This window comes from Burkholderia sp. BCC1996, assembly GCF_905339955.1.
Taxonomy (GTDB): Bacteria; Pseudomonadota; Gammaproteobacteria; order Burkholderiales; family Burkholderiaceae; genus Burkholderia.
On record NZ_CAJPHM010000014.1, the window covers coordinates 78,146 to 95,894 of the forward strand.

General features: G+C 67.6%; 12 protein-coding genes and 1 pseudogene. 2 read left to right on the forward strand and 11 right to left on the reverse strand.

Features of this window, described 5'->3' with window-relative positions; all coding sequences use genetic code 11:
* Positions 1 to 486 precede the first annotated feature (486 nt).
* From U4Z64_RS21095 to U4Z64_RS21110, 4 genes and pseudogenes are all read right to left on the reverse strand, one after another.
* Positions 487 to 606: pseudogene (locus tag U4Z64_RS21095) on the reverse strand (glycine betaine/L-proline ABC transporter ATP-binding protein); the annotation flags it as partial.
* A gap of 140 nt (positions 607 to 746) precedes the next feature.
* Positions 747 to 1,337 carry a class I SAM-dependent methyltransferase gene (locus U4Z64_RS21100; RefSeq protein WP_044845405.1) on the reverse strand — a complete coding sequence of 197 codons (591 nt, stop codon included), beginning with the start codon at positions 1,335 to 1,337 and terminating at the stop codon, positions 747 to 749.
* Positions 1,338 to 1,681: 344 nt separating this feature from the next.
* Positions 1,682 to 3,403: a ubiquinone-dependent pyruvate dehydrogenase gene (gene poxB / locus U4Z64_RS21105; RefSeq protein WP_044845406.1), complete on the reverse strand. Its 1,722-nt coding sequence runs from the start codon at positions 3,401 to 3,403 to the stop codon at positions 1,682 to 1,684.
* 247 nt (positions 3,404 to 3,650) lie between these two features.
* A complete protein-coding gene (locus tag U4Z64_RS21110; protein WP_124487053.1) occupies positions 3,651 to 4,178 on the reverse strand; it encodes an Lrp/AsnC family transcriptional regulator in 528 nt (175 codons plus the stop codon).
* A 164-nt stretch (positions 4,179 to 4,342) separates the two neighbouring features.
* Here U4Z64_RS21110 and mdeB point away from each other — a divergent pair, with 164 nt between their 5' ends.
* Complete coding sequence (gene mdeB / locus U4Z64_RS21115; RefSeq protein ID WP_321820980.1) at positions 4,343 to 7,069, forward strand: alpha-ketoglutarate dehydrogenase; 2,727 nt, start codon at positions 4,343 to 4,345, stop codon at positions 7,067 to 7,069.
* Between the two features lie 60 nt (positions 7,070 to 7,129).
* Here the strand turns inward: mdeB and U4Z64_RS21120 are convergent, their stop codons facing one another.
* From U4Z64_RS21120 to U4Z64_RS21130, 3 genes are all read right to left on the reverse strand, one after another.
* Positions 7,130 to 7,603, reverse strand: coding sequence for an RES family NAD+ phosphorylase (locus tag U4Z64_RS21120; RefSeq protein ID WP_044845408.1), 474 nt, complete (start codon positions 7,601 to 7,603; stop codon positions 7,130 to 7,132).
* Positions 7,600 to 8,091: an antitoxin Xre/MbcA/ParS toxin-binding domain-containing protein gene (locus U4Z64_RS21125; RefSeq protein ID WP_321810624.1), complete on the reverse strand. Its 492-nt coding sequence runs from the start codon at positions 8,089 to 8,091 to the stop codon at positions 7,600 to 7,602. The genes U4Z64_RS21120 and U4Z64_RS21125 overlap by 4 nt, the downstream gene beginning before the upstream one ends.
* 110 nt (positions 8,092 to 8,201) lie before the next feature.
* Positions 8,202 to 8,702 carry an Lrp/AsnC family transcriptional regulator gene (locus U4Z64_RS21130; RefSeq protein WP_124520873.1) on the reverse strand — a complete coding sequence of 167 codons (501 nt, stop codon included), beginning with the start codon at positions 8,700 to 8,702 and terminating at the stop codon, positions 8,202 to 8,204.
* Positions 8,703 to 8,893: 191 nt separating this feature from the next.
* Here U4Z64_RS21130 and U4Z64_RS21135 point away from each other — a divergent pair, with 191 nt between their 5' ends.
* Complete coding sequence (locus tag U4Z64_RS21135; RefSeq protein WP_321820981.1) at positions 8,894 to 9,910, forward strand: 1-aminocyclopropane-1-carboxylate deaminase; 1,017 nt, start codon at positions 8,894 to 8,896, stop codon at positions 9,908 to 9,910.
* Positions 9,911 to 9,945: 35 nt separating this feature from the next.
* Here the strand turns inward: U4Z64_RS21135 and U4Z64_RS21140 are convergent, their stop codons facing one another.
* From U4Z64_RS21140 to U4Z64_RS21155, 4 genes are all read right to left on the reverse strand, one after another.
* Positions 9,946 to 13,008 carry a hybrid sensor histidine kinase/response regulator gene (locus U4Z64_RS21140; protein WP_321820982.1) on the reverse strand — a complete coding sequence of 1,021 codons (3,063 nt, stop codon included), beginning with the start codon at positions 13,006 to 13,008 and terminating at the stop codon, positions 9,946 to 9,948.
* A 61-nt stretch (positions 13,009 to 13,069) separates the two neighbouring features.
* A complete protein-coding gene (locus U4Z64_RS21145; RefSeq protein ID WP_044845413.1) occupies positions 13,070 to 13,753 on the reverse strand; it encodes a response regulator in 684 nt (227 codons plus the stop codon).
* 224 nt (positions 13,754 to 13,977) lie between these two features.
* On the reverse strand, positions 13,978 to 14,175 hold the full coding sequence (locus U4Z64_RS21150) for a hypothetical protein (RefSeq protein WP_044845414.1): 198 nt from the start codon (positions 14,173 to 14,175) through the stop codon (positions 13,978 to 13,980).
* A gap of 313 nt (positions 14,176 to 14,488) precedes the next feature.
* On the reverse strand, positions 14,489 to 17,512 hold the full coding sequence (locus U4Z64_RS21155) for an ATP-binding protein (protein WP_321820983.1): 3,024 nt from the start codon (positions 17,510 to 17,512) through the stop codon (positions 14,489 to 14,491).
* Positions 17,513 to 17,749: the final 237 nt, after the last annotated feature.

The window sequence follows — 17,749 nt, forward strand, 5'->3', positions numbered from 1 at the left end:
TCTCTATGTATTCAAACGCTTGTCCGATCTTCCGAAGAAGGTCCCTGCAAGCGCGGAATGTTTCACTTTTGAACGGCCGCGGCCGGCCCATACGGGTATGCCCGTAGCACCGGATATCCAATCCCAATCGCAAACGCAGGCCCGGCAAGGACGCCCGCCGAATTCATTCCGATGAGGCATCAAAATCCCGCATGGAGTGCCATTTAGAAATGTTTCGACTATGATTCGGCGCTTTTTCCTCGGATCCTGTCCGCGGCAAGCGCCGGCGCGCGCGAGTCCGGTTATCGGCCGGAACGAGGATTCCTGACGGCAAGCGCCGTGGAATGGCGACGCAAATCCCCCCGAGGTGCGCCGCACGTGACCCACGGGCTGCCTGCGGTGCAACCGCGTGCGGGTACCGGCAGGCTGCCGCTCAAAACACAGGCGAAACGCCCCCGTGCTTCACTGGCCGCTCCCGCCAGATCGGTTCGCACTCCTCTGCTTCTCGACGAACCGCCGCACATCATCGTCCGCCGGACGCGACAGGATGTCGTCCGGCGTGCCGTCGCGCAGGATCGCGATCCGGTCGCCGATCCGCGATGCGTCGTCGAGATCGTGCGTGATGAAGCGGCTACGCGACGCCGCTCGACCGCTTCATCAGGCGGGTCGCATCGCGGCCTGCGGCGCGCGTGCCGGACGCCGCAACATGAGCCGCGACCGACGGCCTCCGCAGGGTCGATGAAAGGAAGCGTGTCAGGATGCGGGCATCACGCCACCTGTCCGATGGCGGCCCTGCGCATCGTGACGATGCGCGCGGGCGGAATATTTGCCCACACGATCCGGCTGGCATCGGCAACGAATGCCGGATCGCGCAGCGGGTGACGCTCAGGCACGCGCAGGTCGTAGGTGAACTGGATCATCACGCCGTCGACCGACAGCACACGCTCGCACTGCCCGACGATCGCCGTCACGTCCTCGCGCGGCAACGTGCGCAGCGGCAGGCAGGACACGATCGCGTCGACACGCGCATCGGGCGGCAGCAGCCGCTCGAGCTGCCGCGCGTCGCCCGATACGATCGAAATCCCGGGAAAGCGCCGCCGCAGGTGCTGCACGAACGCCGGCGCCCGCTCGACCACGACGAGGCGCCCCGGCGCGACGCCGCGTTCGAGCAACGCGGCGGTGATCGCACCGGTGCCGCCGCCGAGCTCGACGACGAGCCCGTCGCCGTCCGGCACCGCATCGGCCATCTCGCGCGCCAGATGCCGCGAACTCGGGCACAACGCGCCCACCGCGGCCGGGCGGCCGACCCACTCGCGCACGAACAGTGCCGAGACACGCAACGCATTCGGCCAGATCATCGGCCAACCTTGCGCGGTTGCGCCATCAGCTTCGGCGTGCCAATGACTGCCTGTAACAGGGCTACGACGCCACGGGGCTCTTTCACGTGCATCCTCCTGAACAAATCCGTCCGCCACGCACGCGCGGCGCTCCATCGATTCTAGGAAATGCAAACTTAAGGCGACGTGAAGATTGTCCCTGATTGCGCCACCACTGCCGGCCGTGCAATCGACGGCTTCCCGCTCGGCGGTCGACGCGCCGCCGAAGCTGCGCGGGATACCGCGCGCCGACGATCGTGACCTGCCGCAGGGCCGTCTCGAGCGCCGACGGTTCGCCGCTCGACGGTTCGCGCCGCCCCGCCGCCTCACCGCAGATTGGTCCGCGCCAGCTCAACGATCTCGTCGCCGCGCCCGCTGAGGATCGCGCGCAGCATGAACAGGCTGAAGCCCTTCGCATGCGCGAACTCGATCTTCGGCGGCATCGCCAGCTCGTACTTCGACGTCACGACGTCGACGACCGCCGGCCCGTCGTGCGCGAATGCGGTGCGCAGCGCGTGCTCGACGTTCTCCGAATGCTCGACGCGCACGCTGAAGATCCCCGCGCCCTTCGCGATCGCCGCGAAGTCGGTCGGGCTCAGGTCGACGTTCGTGTCGAGATAGCCGGCCGCCTTCAGCTCCATCGACACGAAGCCGAGCAGGCTGTTGTTGTAGACGACGATCTTGATCGGCAGGTCGAGCTGGCGCGCGGTCAGCAGATCGCCGAGCAGCATCGACAGCCCGCCGTCGCCCGACAGCGACACGACCTGCCGCCCAGGGTGCGCGCCCTGCGCGCCGAGCGCCTGCGGCATCGCGTTCGCCATCGAGCCGTGATTGAACGAACCATGCAGCTGGCGCTTGCCGTTCATCGTCAGGTAGCGCGCGGCCCACAGCGTCGGCGTGCCGACGTCGGCCGTGAAGATCGCGTCGTCGGCCGCGACTTCGTCGACGATCTTCGTCAGGTATTGCGGATGGATCGCGCGGCCCGGCGGCTCGGCCACCGCGAGATCGTCGAGGCCCTTGCGCGCGGCCGCGTAATGCTTCAATGCGTTCTCGAGGAAGCGCCGCTGCGTCTTGCGCGTGAGGCGCGGCAGCAGCGCGGCGATCGTTTCCTTCACGGTGCCGACGAGCCCGAGCGCGAGCGGCGCGCGATGGCCGAGCTGCGAGCCCTTCCAGTCGATCTGCGCGACCTTCGCATTCGTCGGATAGAACGGCCGGTACGGGAAGTCCGTGCCGAGCATCAGCAGCGTGTCGCACGATTCCATCGCGTGATAGCCGGAGCTGAAGCCGATCAGCCCCGTCATCCCGACGTCGAACGGGTTGTCCCATTCGACGAACGGCTTGCCGCGCAGCGCATGCACGACCGGCGCGCCGAGCGTGTCGGCCAGCGCGACCACTTCGTCGTGCGCGCCCTGCGTGCCGCTGCCGCACAGCAGCGTGACCGCGTCCGACCCATTGAGCAGCGCCGCGAGCCGGTCGAGATCGGCGTCCGCCGGCAGGATCGACGGCGGCGCCGATTCGCTCCACGCGGGCGCTTCCTCCGGGCCGTCGCCGAGCGCGATGTCGCCCGGCAGCACGATCACCGCGACGCCGCGTTCCTCGATCGCGGTGCGCATCGCGCGCGCGAGCACGCGCGGGAACTGCGACGCGTTCGTCACAAGTTCCGCGAAATGGCTGCATTCGCGGAACAGGTCCTGCGGATGGGTTTCCTGGAAGTAGCCGAGGCCGATCTCGGTCGACGGAATGTGCGCGGCGATCGCGAGCACCGGCTGGTGATTGCGGTGGCAGTCGTAGAGGCCGTTGATCAGGTGCAGGTTGCCGGGGCCGCAGCTGCCGGCGCACACCGCGAGCCGTCCGGTCGACGCGGCATCCGCGCCCGCGGCGAACGCCGCGCTTTCCTCGTGCCGCGTATGCATCCAGCGGATCGAGCCGATCTGGCCCAGGCTGAACGACAAGCCGTTCAGGCTGTCGCCCGTCACGCCCCAGATGCGCTCGACGCCCGCTGCCGCCAGCGTCTTCGCCAGGTATTCCGCCATCGTCTGTCTAGCCATCATGCCCTCGCTCGTTGATCGGTCGTCACACGATTGAATCGGCTCCGGCAGCCGCCTTCGCCGCTGACCGAACGAGCATACGCGATCGTGCCGCGCGGCGTCGTGAAGACGCGGGCGCCCCGCGCGGCGACGCGCAGCGACCGGACCTGCGGCAGTCCGCCCCTTTCGACGGCGTCGGGCAATCGTCGGCGCGTTGTCGCCGTTTCGTCTGAAACCTGAAACCGGACGGGGCGCCGGCGCCCCGCGCTCAGCCCCAGTCGGACGCCGACTCGTCCGGATCGACGAGCGTCAGCCCGGCCGCCGGCAGCGGCAGCGCGGTCTTGTAGCGCACCTGCTTCAGCGCGAAGCTCGACCGGATGTTCGACACGCCGGGAATCGTCGTCAGCCGCTCGATGATGAAGCGCTCGAGCGTGCGCATGTCGGGCATCACGACGCGCAACAGATAGTCGGCGTCGCCCGACATCAGGTAACACTCCATCACCTCGGGCCGCTGCGAGATCGCCTCCTCGAAACGCTGCAGCGCATCCTCGACCTGCTTCTCGAGGCTGACCTGGATGAACACGTTGATCCGCAGCCCGAGCGGCTCGGGATCGAGCAACGTGACCTGCTGGCGGAACAACCCGAGCTTCTCCAGCGCGCGCACGCGGTTGAAGCACGGCGTGGCGGACAGGTTCACCGCGCGCGCGAGCTCCGCGTTCGTGATGCGCGCGTTCTGCTGCAACTGGTTCAGGATGCCGATGTCGATGCGGTCGAGCCGACGCGGGTTTGCGCTCATGGTCGAAATATTCCGGAAGAGTGGCTACATCCAGAATATTTACACTATCCGTGAGCGAAATCCCAATGAAATCAGACGCATATTTTGCGGATCGGCGGGTAGCATGATCCGACCGATTGCCACTGATTGCGCGCCGCTCCGAGCCGGCGCGCGGGAGACCTGCGATGACGGACCTGTCGAACGGAATCGACGCCACACGGCGCGCGGGCGCGGCTCACGCCGACGCCGACCCGGAAGAAACCGCCGAATGGCTGGAAGCGCTCGACGCCGTCGTCGCGCACGTCGGCAAGGAACGCGCGCAGTACCTGCTCGGCCGGCTCGCCGCGCATGCGCACACCCGCGGGCTCGCGGCGCCGCGCGGCCCCGTCACGCCGTACCTGAACACGATCGCCGCGCACGAACAGCCGCCGTATCCGGGCGACGCCGAGCTCGAGGAACGGCTGTCCGCCGCGCTGCGCTGGAACGCGCTCGCGATGGTCGTGCGCGCGAACCGGGCATACGGCGAACTCGGCGGCCACATCGCGAGCTACGCGTCGGCGTCGGACCTGTTCGAAGTCGGCTTCAACCATTTCTTCCGTGCGGCGCCGGCCGACGCAGGCGATGAAAGCGGCCCGGGCGGCGACCTCGTGTACTTCCAGCCGCATTCGTCGCCGGGCGTGTATGCGCGTGCGTATCTCGAAGGCTTCCTCACCGAAGATCACCTGAAGCACTACCGTCGTGAAATCGCCGGGCCCGGGCTGTGTTCGTATCCGCATCCGTGGCTGATGCCGGATTTCTGGCAGTTCCCGACCGGCTCGATGGGCATCGGCCCGATCAACGCGATCTACCAGGCGCGCTTCATGCGCTACCTGCAGCATCGCGGGCTCGCGAACACCGCCGGCCGCACCGTGTGGGGCTTCTTCGGCGACGGCGAGATGGACGAGCCCGAATCGCTCGGCGCGCTGTCGCTCGCCGCGCGCGAAGGGCTCGACAACCTCGTGTTCGTGATCAACTGCAACCTGCAGCGGCTCGACGGCCCGGTGCGCGGCAACGGCCGCGTGATCGACGAGCTCGAAGCGCTGTTCGCCGGCGCCGGCTGGAACACGATCAAGGTGCTGTGGGGCTCCGACTGGGATCCGCTGTTCGCGCGCGATCACGCGGGCGCCCTCGCGCGCGCGTTCGCCGACACCGTCGACGGCCAGTTCCAGACCTTCTCCGCGAACGACGGCGCGTACAACCGCGCGCGCTTCTTCAGCGGCGACCCGGCGCTCGAAGCGCTGGCCGCCCAGCTCACCGATGCGGAAATCGACCGCCTGCGCCGCGGCGGCCACGACGCGCGCAAGCTGCACGCCGCGTATGCGCGCGCGCTCGCCCATCGCGGCCAGCCAACCGTGATCCTCGCGAAGACGATGAAGGGTTATGGAATGGGCACGGCCGGCCAGGGGCGGATGACCACTCACCAGCAGAAGAAGCTCGACGTCGACGACCTGAAGGCGTTCCGCGACCGTTTCCGGTTGCCGCTGTCGGACCACGACGTCGAGCAGTTGAAGTTTTACAAACCAGCGGAAGACAGCCCGGAAATGCGTTACCTGCATGCCCGCCGGGCTGCCCTGGGAGGCTATCTGCCCAGAAGGCGGATGGCGGCATCGAAGGGGCTGACCGTCCCTTCGATGCCGGCCTGGGGTGCGTTCGCGCTGGAGGCGGCCGGCCGCGAGATGTCGACGACGATGGCGCTCGTGCGCATGCTCGCCGCGTTGATCAAGGATCGCGACATCGGTCCGCGCGTGGTGCCGATCGTCGCCGACGAGGCGCGCACGTTTGGCATGGCGAGCCTGTTCCGGCAGGTCGGCATCTACTCGCCGCTCGGACAGCGCTACGAACCGGAGGATCTCGGCTCGATGCTCTACTACCGCGAGGACACGCGCGGCCAGATTCTCGAAGAAGGGATTTCGGAAGCCGGCGCGGTGTCGTCGTGGATCGCCGCCGCGACCGCGTACAGCGTGCACGACCTGCCGATGCTGCCGTTCTACATCTACTACTCGATGTTCGGCTTCCAGCGGATCGGCGACCTGATCTGGGCCGCCGCCGACCAGCGCTCGCGCGGCTTCCTCGTCGGCGCGACGTCCGGGCGCACGACGCTCGGCGGCGAAGGGTTGCAGCATCAGGACGGCAGCAGCCATCTCACGGCGTCGACGATTCCGAACTGCCGCGCTTACGACCCGGCGTTCGCGTACGAAGTCGCGACGATCGTCGATGCCGGCATGCGCGAGATGGTCGAACAGCAGCGCGACGTGTTCTATTACGTGACCGTGATGAACGAGAACTATGCGCAGCCGTCGATGCCCGACGACGATCCGGCCGCCCGACGCGAAGGCATCCTGAAGGGCATGCATCGGCTGCCGGCCGCAGTGAACGCGACCGCGCGCGTGCAGCTGTTCGGCGCGGGCGCGATTCTCGGCGAGGTGCTCGCCGCGCAGCGGATGCTGCAGGACGACTGGGGGATCGATGCGGCCGTCTGGAGCGTCACGAGTTTCAGCGAGTTGCAGCGCGACGGGATGGAAGCCGAACGGCTGTCTCGGCTCGGCGACGGATCGGCATCGTCGTATGTCACGCGGATGCTTGAAGGAACGCAGGGCCCGGTAATCGCCGCGACCGATTACGTGCGTGCGGTGCCCGAACTGATCCGCGCGTACGTGCCGCGCCGCTACGTGACGCTCGGCACCGACGGGTTCGGCCGCAGCGACACGCGCGACGCACTGCGCGCGTTCTTCGAAGTCGATCGCGCGAGCATCGTGCTCGCCGCGCTGAAGGCGCTGGCTGATGACGGGGAACTCGATGCGACTATCGTGCGCGACGCGCGGGAGCGTCTCGGCAAGACCTCGTATCCGGGCGTCGCGCCATGGCAGCGCTGATCGGGCGACGCGATCGAGCGGCAGCCGACAACAATTCGTCGACCGAAACAATACGGCCGGCTAGCCGAACAGGCGAGGATCCAGCGCGAACGCTTCCTTGCCGATCACTTTCACACTTGAAGCAAAATCCGCATGCAGCGGGTTCAGCAGCAAGTTGAAGTCGGTCGGGCAGACGACGGACGGTACGCGCATCGCCAACTGCTCGCCCGCTTCGAGCCAGGCCTGCCCGATTCGGGCGGTCGACTCCGGGTCCTGCGACAGTACTGCCCAGTCGTCCGGCAGGTCCGGCTGGTACGCGTGGTCATGCACGGTGTCGGGCACCTCCAGCGTCACCAAATAAAATCCGCCTGCCGGAAGCAACCCGGACATATGGACGAGCGCCTCGAGCAACGACGTCGACGCATGGCAGCAGGTATACAGCACCCGCATGCCGCGAGGATTCCAGCGGCCGCCTGCGATCGCCGCGCCGTTCCCGCTCAGGTCGTCGGCCAGGTAGTGCCCCTTTCGTTCTTTCGCGAGACGATACAACCTCACGCGCCGACCCCGAACTGGGCGCGGTTCAGAATGTCGCGCACCCGGTCGTAGCCGGGCTGTACGTCGAGCACTTCGAGCGGCTTCAAACCGTCGAGCTCCGCGTTCGCCCGGTTCATCCACGCCGCTGCGCGTTCGCCGTCCTCAAACAGTTCGGTGGCGAGACCCCGTACATAGAGCACGCGCGCAACGCGATCGGATTCGCCTTGCGACAATCGGTCGTGTTTGGCAATTTTCCGCAGAATGGTCGAACTGGGCAGGCTCAGCGCGCTCAAGAGGGTCTGAACCGGCACGCCGAGCAACTCGCGCGCGACGCGCTCGATGATGACCGCATCGAAACCCTCCGCAATCGCGCGCCGCTGCGACATCGGCGCCATCCGGGCAAAGGTATCGAAATCGCCCTTGGCGGCGCCCAGGCCGTTCGAGCTACTCGCCTGAGGCGCGGCAGCCCGCTTGGCCGGCTGACGGGCCGCCGGTGTGGTTGCTGCCATGGAAACTCCCAAATGGGTTAATTGGAATTCTCATTGTATACACTCAATCGGGAATTTTCAATCGACCAAACGGCATATCCGTAACCAGGAGCAATCGACGGCGCTCCGCACTAAACCGGCAGTGCATGCGTCGACAGAATCTCCTTGAGCACCATGAACGAGCGCACCTGCCGCACGCCGGGCAGGTACAGCAACTGTTCGGCATGCAAACGGTTGAAGCTCTCGTTGTCGCGCGTGCGGACCAGCATGAAGTAGTCGAATTCGCCGGTCACCACGTGGCACTCGACGCATCCCGATACCTTCTGCGCAGCCTTCTCGAATTCGGCGAACGCCTCCGGCGTCGAACGATCGAGCACGAAGCCGATCACGACCAGCATCCCGGCACCGAGCGGCTTCGGATCGAGCAGCGCGACGATGCCGCGGATCAACCCCATTTCCTTCAGCCGCTCGACGCGCCGCAGGCATGCCGGCGCGCTCAGCTTCACCTTCGCAGCGAGGCTCACGTTCGAGATCGACGCGTCCTGCTGCAGCTGCCGCAGGATCGCGCGGTCGATGCGATCGAGCGTCGGCGCGGCATCGGCGGGGGCGGCGCTGCTGCGATCTAATTTCATTGCGCCTCCGATGAATTCTGCGAACCAAAATTATCTGCTTATGCTTTTCTACATCGATAACGTAGGCGTTCGCCATTTATTTCGCAAGCTCATTTCCCGGCGTCCTGCCTATCATCTTTGCATCGGGACACGGCGCACCGTCCGCACGCGACCGATCCGATTTCCTGCCCACCGTCTTTCGGAGACTGTCGATGAACCTGCAACGTTTCCCCCGTTATCCGCTCACGTTCGGCGCGACGCCGATCCAGCCGCTCAAGCGCCTGAGCGCGCATCTCGGCGGCAAGGTCGAGCTGTACGCGAAGCGCGAGGACTGCAACAGCGGCCTCGCGTTCGGCGGCAACAAGACGCGCAAGCTCGAATACCTCGTGCCCGACGCGCTCGCGCAAGGCGCCGACACGCTCGTGTCGATCGGCGGCGTGCAGTCGAACCAGACGCGCCAGGTCGCGGCCGTCGCCGCGCATCTCGGGATGAAATGCGTGCTCGTGCAGGAACATTGGGTGAACTACGAGGATCCCGTGTACGACCGCGTCGGCAACATCCAGCTGTCCCGGATGATGGGCGCCGACGTGCGGCTCGTCGCCGACGGTTTCGACATCGGCATTCGCCGCAGCTGGGAAGAAGCGATGGAGAGCGTGCGGCAGGCGGGCGGCAAGCCGTATCCGATTCCGGCCGGCTGTTCCGAGCATCCGCTCGGCGGGCTCGGCTTCGTCGGCTTCGCGGAAGAAGTGCGCGAGCAGGAAGCGCAGCTCGGATTCAAGTTCGATTACGTCGTGGTCTGCTCGGTCACGGGCAGCACGCAGGCGGGGATGGTCGTCGGCTTCGCGGCCGACGGGCGCGCGGATCGCGTGATCGGCATCGATGCGTCGGCGAAGCCGGAGCAGACGCGCGAACAGATCACGCGCATCGCACGGCATACGGCCGAACTGGTCGGCCTGGGGCGCGACATCGGCGAACGGGACGTCGTGCTCGACACGCGTTACGGCGGGCCCGAATACGGTTTGCCGAGCGACGGCACGCTCGACGCGATTCGTCTGTGCGCGCGACTGGAAGGCATGCTGACCGATCCCGTCTACGAAGGAAAATCGATGCACGGGATGATCGACAAGGTGCGCCTCGGCGAATTCGAGCCGGGGTCGAAGGTGCTGTATGCGCATCTCGGCGGCGTGCCGGCGTTGAGTGCGTATGCGGAGATCTTTCGCAACGGATGACGAACCGGCGCGCGCGGCGGGCGCGCGCCGCAACCCTAAGCGCTCCGCTCCCCGCTGTCGGGCAACAGACGTTCGAGCGCAGCGTCGATCTCTTGCCGGAACCCGGACCAGCAGCGCTCGACCGCACCGATATCGCCGTCGTTCGCCGCGCGCTCCATCCGGGCACATGCGTCGCTGGCTGCGACGTCGCCTACCAGTGCAAAACCGCCGCGCATCGAATGCAGTTCGCCCTTGACCCGCTCGAGATCGCCGGTCGCGAGCGCATCGCCGATCGCCGCCAGCGACTTCAGGGTTGCGTCGTTCAGGGTGTTGCGAATCTCGATCGACACGTGGGTCGGACCGCCTGCCTCGTCGGCGACGGTGACGGCCGCAAGATGGCGCGCCGCCTGCCGGCGCAGCACTGCATCAAGCGCCTGAATCGACAGCGGCTTGAGCACGACCTCCGCCACGCCGGCCGCGACGCACCGACGGTAATCGTCGTCAGTCGCATGCGCGGTCATCGCGATCACCGGCACCGTCGAACCCTGCTCGTGAAGCAGCCTCGCCAGCGCGAAGCCGTCGAGTTCGGGCATGCCCAGATCGGTCAGCACGATGTCGAACGGATGGGCGAAGTACGCACGCATCGCTTCGGCACCGTTCGTCACGATCGTCGCGTCGTGACCGAGCACGTCGAACTGATCCTGCAACAGCGCGCGACTCGCCGGATGATCCTCGGCGACCAGCACGCGCAGCGGCTCGCCGTCTTCGTGCGGCGGCGGCGCGTCGCCATCGTCGCCATCGTCGCCATCGTCGCGACCGTCGCGACCGTCGCCACCGTCGTCTCCGTGACCCGCGACCGGCGCCGGCAGCGCCGCGCACCAGCCGGCCGGCGCCGCAGGCAACGGCAGCGCGGCGACGAAGGTCGTGCCTTCGCCGAGCCGGCTGGCGACGCTCAGCTCACCGCCCATCAGCTTCGCGATGCGCTGGCACAGCGGCAATCCGAGCCCCGTGCCGCCGAAGCGCCGATAGATCGACGCGTCGGCCTGGATATACACGTCGAACAGCGTCGCCATGCTGCCCTCGGGAATGCCGACGCCCGTATCGCTCACGGCAATCTCGACCGCGCGCCCGCCCGCGCCGGCCGGCGCGATGCGCGCCTCGATCGTCACGTCGCCGTGCGTCGTGAACTTGATCGCGTTGCTGACGAGATTCGCCACGAGCTGCTGCAGCCGCACCGGATCGCCGACGTAGCCGTCGGCGAGCTCGGGCGCCAGCCGGCACGCGAGCGTCAGGCGCTTCGCTTCGGCAAGCGGCCTGAAAATCGCGGCGACGTCGCGCAGCACGCCGCGCAGATCGAACGGAATATGCTCGAGCGCCATCTGGTTCGACTCGGCCTTCGACAGGTCGAGCACGTCGTTGATCACGCGCAGCAGCGCATCGGACGACGACATGATCGTCGCCAGCCGGCGCCGCAGCGGCGTCGGCATCGCCCCGCGCTCCATCAGCTCCAGATTGCCGATGATCGCGTTGAGCGGCGTGCGGATCTCGTGGCTCATCGTCGCGAGAAACGTCGATTTCGCGCGGTTCGCCTGCTCGGCGGCTTCGCGCGCTTCGCTCAGCGACGCCTCCGCCTGCTTGCGGGCCGTGATGTCGAGCAACGTGCACAGCAGCACGTCGATCCCGCGATACTTGGTGCGCACGATGTGCGCGTCCAGGTACACGGTATCGCGCCCGCGGCGCTCGACGGGCAGCTCGTGCGTGACGAGCGCGCGGGCGCCGCCGTCGCGTGCGCCGTCGCGGTACGCGCGCCACAGGCGCTTGCCGAGCGGCTCGCCCGCCCCCTCCCGGTCGTACGCGAGCATCGCGTCGTTGCGCACGATCGCTTCGCCGTCGGCCAGCGACAGCAGCACGAGCCCGGCCGGCGCCGTGCGGATCAGCGTCCGGTTGAGCGCCTCGCTCTCGATCAGGCGGATCGCGCGCCGGTTCGCGACGCGCAGCGCGCGCCGGTCGAACGTGACGATCGCGAACCACAGCACGGTAATCGCCAGCAACGCGCCGCCGACCGTCAGGCTCGCGGATGCGGCGACTGCCGCCAGTACGCTGCGCCACGAGAACGTCGTCACCAGCACCAGATCGGTGTCGGGCAGCGCGTCGCCGATCACGAAGCGGCCGCCGATGCGGCGCGCGGCCGCGCGCTCGCCGTGCGGATGGTTTGCCTCTTCGAGCGCGTACGCGATCATCTTGCGATCGGACGACTGGCCGCCAAGGACGTCGCCGTCCCGATCGACGAGCGCGTAGCTGCGGTCGATCTCGTGCGACGCGAGCAAATCCTCCGTCTGTGGACGGGCGTTGAACATGAACCAGCCGACCGGCCGGCCGGCCGCGTCGCGAAACGGCTGCGCGACGCGCAGCACCGTACGCCCGAGCAGCGGATCGAAGCGTGCGTCCACGAGCGTGCCGCTGTCGCCCGTGCGCGCCTGCGGCAGCGCGCTGTCCTCGCGCGGCATCAACTCATGCCGCAACGTCGCGAGATCGACGCCGGGCGGCAGCGCGAGCGCGCGCTGGGCGAGTTCGCGACCCACCACGCCGAGAAACTCGCCATCCAGCCCGATCACGTAGCCGCTCAAGCCCGAATGCACGGTTTGCGCGGTCGGCAGGATCGTCACTTCGGCCTGCCGCAATATGATCGCCAGATACGCGGCATAACTCTCGGCCGGATGGGCCCGCGTCACGTTCGCGAGCGCGACGAACGTCGGCTGCCCGCCGCGCCCGCGGTACACCAGCTTGCCGCCGTCGGCCGCGAAGCGCGCGAGCACGTCGGGCGACGCGTAATCGCCGCGCCTCCACAGCAGCTCCATGTTGTCGACGTAGCGGTTCAGCAGGACCTTCGTCACCTGCAGCTCGGCCTGGAGTTCGGCCTTGCGCCCGAGGAACGCCGAACGCGATCGCGCCAGATAATCCTGGACGTCGAGCCGCATCACGAGCAGTGCGCACAACAGGATGAATGCGGTAATCGCGGCGCCGCCGCCGTACAGCAGCGCCTGTTGCTGGCGCCGGACGCGGCCGGGGTCGAAGGGTTTGCCGCCCATCGCGGCGTGCCGTTTGAGTTTGTCTGGCATGCGTTCGGGTGATGAGGATGGCGGGCGTGCCGCGCATGGCCGGCGCGACCGGCCGGCCACGCTATTCGGGTGCGCCCGGTGTGCCCGGCGCGGGCGACGCCGACGCGTCGGGGAGCTTCCCCTCGTCGGCATAGCGAATCAGGTCGGCATCGCGGACGATGCCGAGCTTCTTCATCGCACTCGACTTCTGCGAGCTGATGGTCTGCTTGCTGCGATGGAGCTGCGCGGCGATCTCGCCGACCGTGTAGCCGGCGCAGAACAACCGCACGACCTCGATCTCGCGCGTCGTCAGCGCACGGGCGATCGGCGTCGTATCGATGTCCTGCAGCAGCTGCTTGACGTGCGGCGACATGTAGTTCGCGCCGACATAGGCCGCATGCACGGCGCCGATCAGGTGCGAGATCGCGTCGGACTTGCTGAGGATGCAGCTCACGCCCTGCCGGTGAATCGCATACAGCACGCTCGGATTGTCGATCATCGTGATCGTCACGATATGCAGCGCGGGAAAGCGGCGCTGCAGGAACGACAGCAGCCCGAGGCCGTCGCCGTACTTGCCGCCCGGCATCACGTAATCCAGCACCAGCACGTCGCTCTGCTGTGCATCGAGCGCGGCGACCAGATCCGTCGAATTCGATACGGTGCCGACGAGCCGGATCGTGCTGTTGCCCTGAAGCGCCTGCGACATGCCGAGCGCGGATGCCGGATGATCGTCGGCCACCATCACGCGCACAAAGAATTCGTCCATGTTCTTGTATCCCGAGGCTTGCAGTCATGCATCCGGTTTCCCGCCGCGACGGCAAGCATGCTCGCACCATCGCGTCGACGATTGGCCGTGATCGGCTCGCCGGATAAAAAGTGACTCGATTTTAAGATAATTCCCGAAGCGCTTCCGTCCGGGTCGAACGCACGTCGGTCCGTTGCGCGCGACGCGGCGGCAAGGTCACGGCGCGCAGCCCGCAGGAGGACGCGCTACGGCCGGCCCGAATCGCCCGGCAGATCGGGCGAGTCGCCATCCGTCCTGCTCTTCCATTCGTTGATCGCGCGTCGTTTCTGCGCCGGCGACATCAGTAGAAACTCGTTCATCAGCGTCAGGAATTCCCGGCGGCCCTTCTCGGAAAGCGCGGCGAACTCGAGCAGCAGTGCGAATATCTTCCATGCGTGACGCACGGCGTTCCCCTCCCAGGTTGATGTGAAATGTGCCGTGCGGCGTCCGCCGGCATCCTGCCTGTTTCATTTCGGGCCGCGACAAAGCGCTTCGCGCGTTTGCCGCATTTGCCGCATTTGCCGCATTTGCCGCATTTGCCGCATTTGCCGCATTTGCTGCGTTTGCTGCGTTTGCTGCGTTTGCCGCATTTGCTGCGTTTGCTGCGTTTGCTGCGTTTGCTGCGTTTGCTGCGTTTGCTGCGTTTGCTGCGTTTGCTGCGTTTGCTGCGTTTGCGGCATTCGCCGCATTCACGGCGGTCGATCGCTCGACAACCGCTTACTCGTCACGCAGCGCCGTCGCGCGCTCGGCAGGCCGCCTAAGCCACGGCATGCCGCCGTCGTGCTGCGCGAGCGCGGCGCGCAGATGTGCGAGCGTCACGGGCTTCGTCAGGACGCGCCGCACGCCGGCCGCCGCGCAGCGGCGCATGCCGTCCGGCGTCAGGTGCGAGGTCACAACCAGCACGTCGCAACCGGCCGCGCTGCGCGCAGCCTCGGCGAGCACGTGGGCGCACATGTCGGGCAGGTCTGCACCGATCAGCAGCACGTCCCAGCCGCCGCCGGCCAGCGATTCGAGCGCGGCACGCCCCGACTCGACCTCGGCCGCCGCGCAGCCGAGCGCCTGCAGCTGCTCGCGGAAAATCGAGCCGTTGACGGCGACGTCGTCGGCGACCAGCACGCGCAATGCACGGCCGCCGCCGCGCGGCATCGCGTGGTCGTTCGGCGGCGAAGCGTCGCCCGACGAAGCATCACCCGGCGAAGCGTCGCCCGACGACTCGTCGTCGGCCAGCGCCGCACGCAGACCGCCGAGCGAATAGCTCGACACGCGCACCGTGCCGCCCGTCCGGTACGGTTCGAGCGGGCCGTCGCGTGTCGCGAGAATCAGCGGCGCGCAGTCGCGCAAGCGATCCAGTTCCGCATGCGACCAGGCATCGGGATCGCCGAACAGCACGACCGGCCCGGCCACGCCGGCCGGCAGGCTCGACGGACTGTCGTACACGTCGATGTCGAATCCCCATGCACGCAGATGCGGCAACGCGAACGCACGCCACTCGGGATCGGCGGCGACGAACGTCAGCGCACGCGCGCGAGCCGGCCTGCCCGACGCGGCAACCTCCACGCCGAGCGGCAGAAGAACCGTGAAGCAACTGCCGACGCCCGGCTCGCTCGCCACCTCGATGCGGCCGCCCATCGCCGCGACGAGCCGTTGGCACAGCGCGAGCCCGAGCCCCGTGCCGCCATAGCGCCGTGTGATCGACGAATCGACCTGCGAGAACGCGCTGAACAGCTTGTGCCGATGCTCGGCCGCGATGCCGATTCCCGTGTCCTCGATCGCGACCGACAACGCCGGCGCGCCTTTGCCTTCCTCGACGATCGCCACGCGCACGGTCACGCGGCCCGCGCTCGTGAACTTGATCGCATTGTTCAGCAGGTTGCCGAGTACCTGCGCGAAACGTGTCGGATCGCCGCGCATCGGTTGCGTGTCGGCTGCGTCGACTTCGCAGAACAGTTGCAGCCCCTTCGCCTTCGCGATCGGCGCGAACGCGCTCAACTCGCGCGCGACCGCCGCGATCGCATCGAATTCGATCGACTCGACCTGCATCGCACCGGCCTCGATCTTCGAAAAATCGAGAATGTCGTTGACGAGCGCGAGCAGGCTCGTCGCCGACGTGCGCAGCGTGCCGACCCGGCCATGTTGTACCGCGTCGAGCGCCGAGCGCTCGAGCAGTTCGAGGTTGCCGAGGATCACGTTCAGCGGCGTGCGGATTTCATGACTCGTCGCCGCGAGAAACGACGATTTCGCGGCGTTCGCCGAGTCGGCCGCGCGCACGGCCTCCTCGAGCTTCTGCATCAGTTGATGCTTCGCGGTCGTGTCCGCGACCGCGGCAATCAGCACGTCCGTCCCCTGATAGCGCGCGCCGCATGCGATGAATTCGAGGTGCAGATGCGCGTCCTCGCCGCCGCCCAGCACGAGATCGTCGTGCAGCACGCCGTCGCCGCCGCGCGCGACGTGCGCCTGCCACGCGGCGGCCACCTGGTTCGACAGCGCGTGAAAGTCGCCGCCGAACCGCGCGACCATCTCCCTCAGCGCGGGGCTCGCGAGCAGGAAATGTCCGTCGTCGCGCGCGATCAGCCCGAGCCCGATCGGCGCCATCTCGATCACGCTGCGGCACAGCGCCTCGCTGTCGAACACGCGCTGCGAACGCGCATAGAGCGGCGCGAACTCGCGTCGGTGAAAACGCAGCAGCAATCCCCACATGACGGTGAGCGTCAGCAGCGTTGCCGCCAGCAGCGTGCCGGCCGAACGCGCGACACCGGCCGCGACGTCGGCCCACGACAGCGCATACGCGAACGTCCAGCCGGTCGATTCGAGCCGGCCGTGAAACAGCAGGAAGCCGTCGCGGAACACGGGCGCCCCCGACGACGCGCGACCGCGCCACGGCGCCAGTTCCAGCAGGCGCGCGGTGCTGCCCGCATCGCCCGCGGCGGGATCCATCGCGACGAGCCGGCCATCGGCGGTCGTGATGTAGAACGCGCCGCCGGGGCGGTAATCGGCCAGCCACGACAGCAGGTAATCGGGGGAATATTCGGTCACGAGCACGGCGAACGTCCTGCCGTTGTCGCGCGCTTCGGCCGCGATCCGGATGCGCGGCTGCCCGGACACGGGATCGGTGAACGGCGGTAGCCAGCGCACGTGCGGCCGGGCATCGACGATCGGCGGATACGCGCGCGCGAAATCGATGTGCAGCGCATCGAGCACGCGGGCGCGCGCGTCGGGCGATGCCAGCGCCGGATCGTCGGGATTCCGGTTCGGCACCAGCCCGAACATGCCCGTGCGCGTGCTGTAGTGGTAACCCTCCAGCGTGCGCCCGCGATTGATCGAACTCGCCGCGCAGATGCGCGACAGCAGCACCGACAGCGACAGGTAGCGCGCCACCTCGGCGCGATCGCCGGTTCGCCCGGGCACGCCGAGCACGAGCGACGGATGCGGCCGGATCGCGACGCGCTGGCCGTCGCGAAAGAACGCGTCGACGTCCGACGCGGGCGCGCTATCGGCTTCGCGCCAGATCAGCTGCGCGTTCGCGACGCCGTTGCGGAACGACGTCTCGCTCACCTGGATCTCGTTGAGCGTCTGCTCCAGCCCGTTCAGGTAATTGCGCCGTTCGCCCTCGACATGGCCCGAGATGATCGCCACCATCCCGAGACCGCATGCAATCAGGACCAGGATCGTAACGACGATGCCGCCACCGAACACCGAAATGCTCAGATAGCGGCGCAGGGATTGGAGCGGACTCTGCGGCATGACGAGCGACGAGCACCGCGGCGCCGAACGATGCCGATCCGGATCGCACGATGTTGCGGGAACTCACCAGTGGAAAGGTGAAATGAGTTCCGACAATGCCAAACGCGTGCGGAAGCGTCCACCCCGGCCGAACCGTTTCGTACTTGTCAATTACGATTGAAGCGTCATTTAGAACTTGACCTAGATTCGAAGCCGCGAAAGGCCGCGGCGGGGTGCGTCCCGGCCGCGTGCCGACAC

What these genes read in the sequence shown, in the direction of transcription:
- U4Z64_RS21155 (WP_321820983.1), bottom strand. Translation starts at nt 17,512, where the DNA reads ATGCCGCAGAGTCCGCTCCAATCCCTGCGCCGCTATCTGAGCATTTCG.
- U4Z64_RS21140 (WP_321820982.1), bottom strand. Translation starts at nt 13,008, where the DNA reads ATGCCAGACAAACTCAAACGGCACGCCGCGATGGGCGGCAAACCCTTC.
- poxB (WP_044845406.1), bottom strand. Translation starts at nt 3,403, where the DNA reads ATGGCTAGACAGACGATGGCGGAATACCTGGCGAAGACGCTGGCGGCA.
- U4Z64_RS21130 (WP_124520873.1), bottom strand. Translation starts at nt 8,702, where the DNA reads ATGAAATTAGATCGCAGCAGCGCCGCCCCCGCCGATGCCGCGCCGACG.
- U4Z64_RS21135 (WP_321820981.1), top strand. Translation starts at nt 8,894, where the DNA reads ATGAACCTGCAACGTTTCCCCCGTTATCCGCTCACGTTCGGCGCGACG.
- U4Z64_RS21145 (WP_044845413.1), bottom strand. Translation starts at nt 13,753, where the DNA reads ATGGACGAATTCTTTGTGCGCGTGATGGTGGCCGACGATCATCCGGCA.
- U4Z64_RS21125 (WP_321810624.1), bottom strand. Translation starts at nt 8,091, where the DNA reads ATGGCAGCAACCACACCGGCGGCCCGTCAGCCGGCCAAGCGGGCTGCC.
- U4Z64_RS21100 (WP_044845405.1), bottom strand. Translation starts at nt 1,337, where the DNA reads ATGATCTGGCCGAATGCGTTGCGTGTCTCGGCACTGTTCGTGCGCGAG.
- U4Z64_RS21110 (WP_124487053.1), bottom strand. Translation starts at nt 4,178, where the DNA reads ATGAGCGCAAACCCGCGTCGGCTCGACCGCATCGACATCGGCATCCTG.
- mdeB (WP_321820980.1), top strand. Translation starts at nt 4,343, where the DNA reads ATGACGGACCTGTCGAACGGAATCGACGCCACACGGCGCGCGGGCGCG.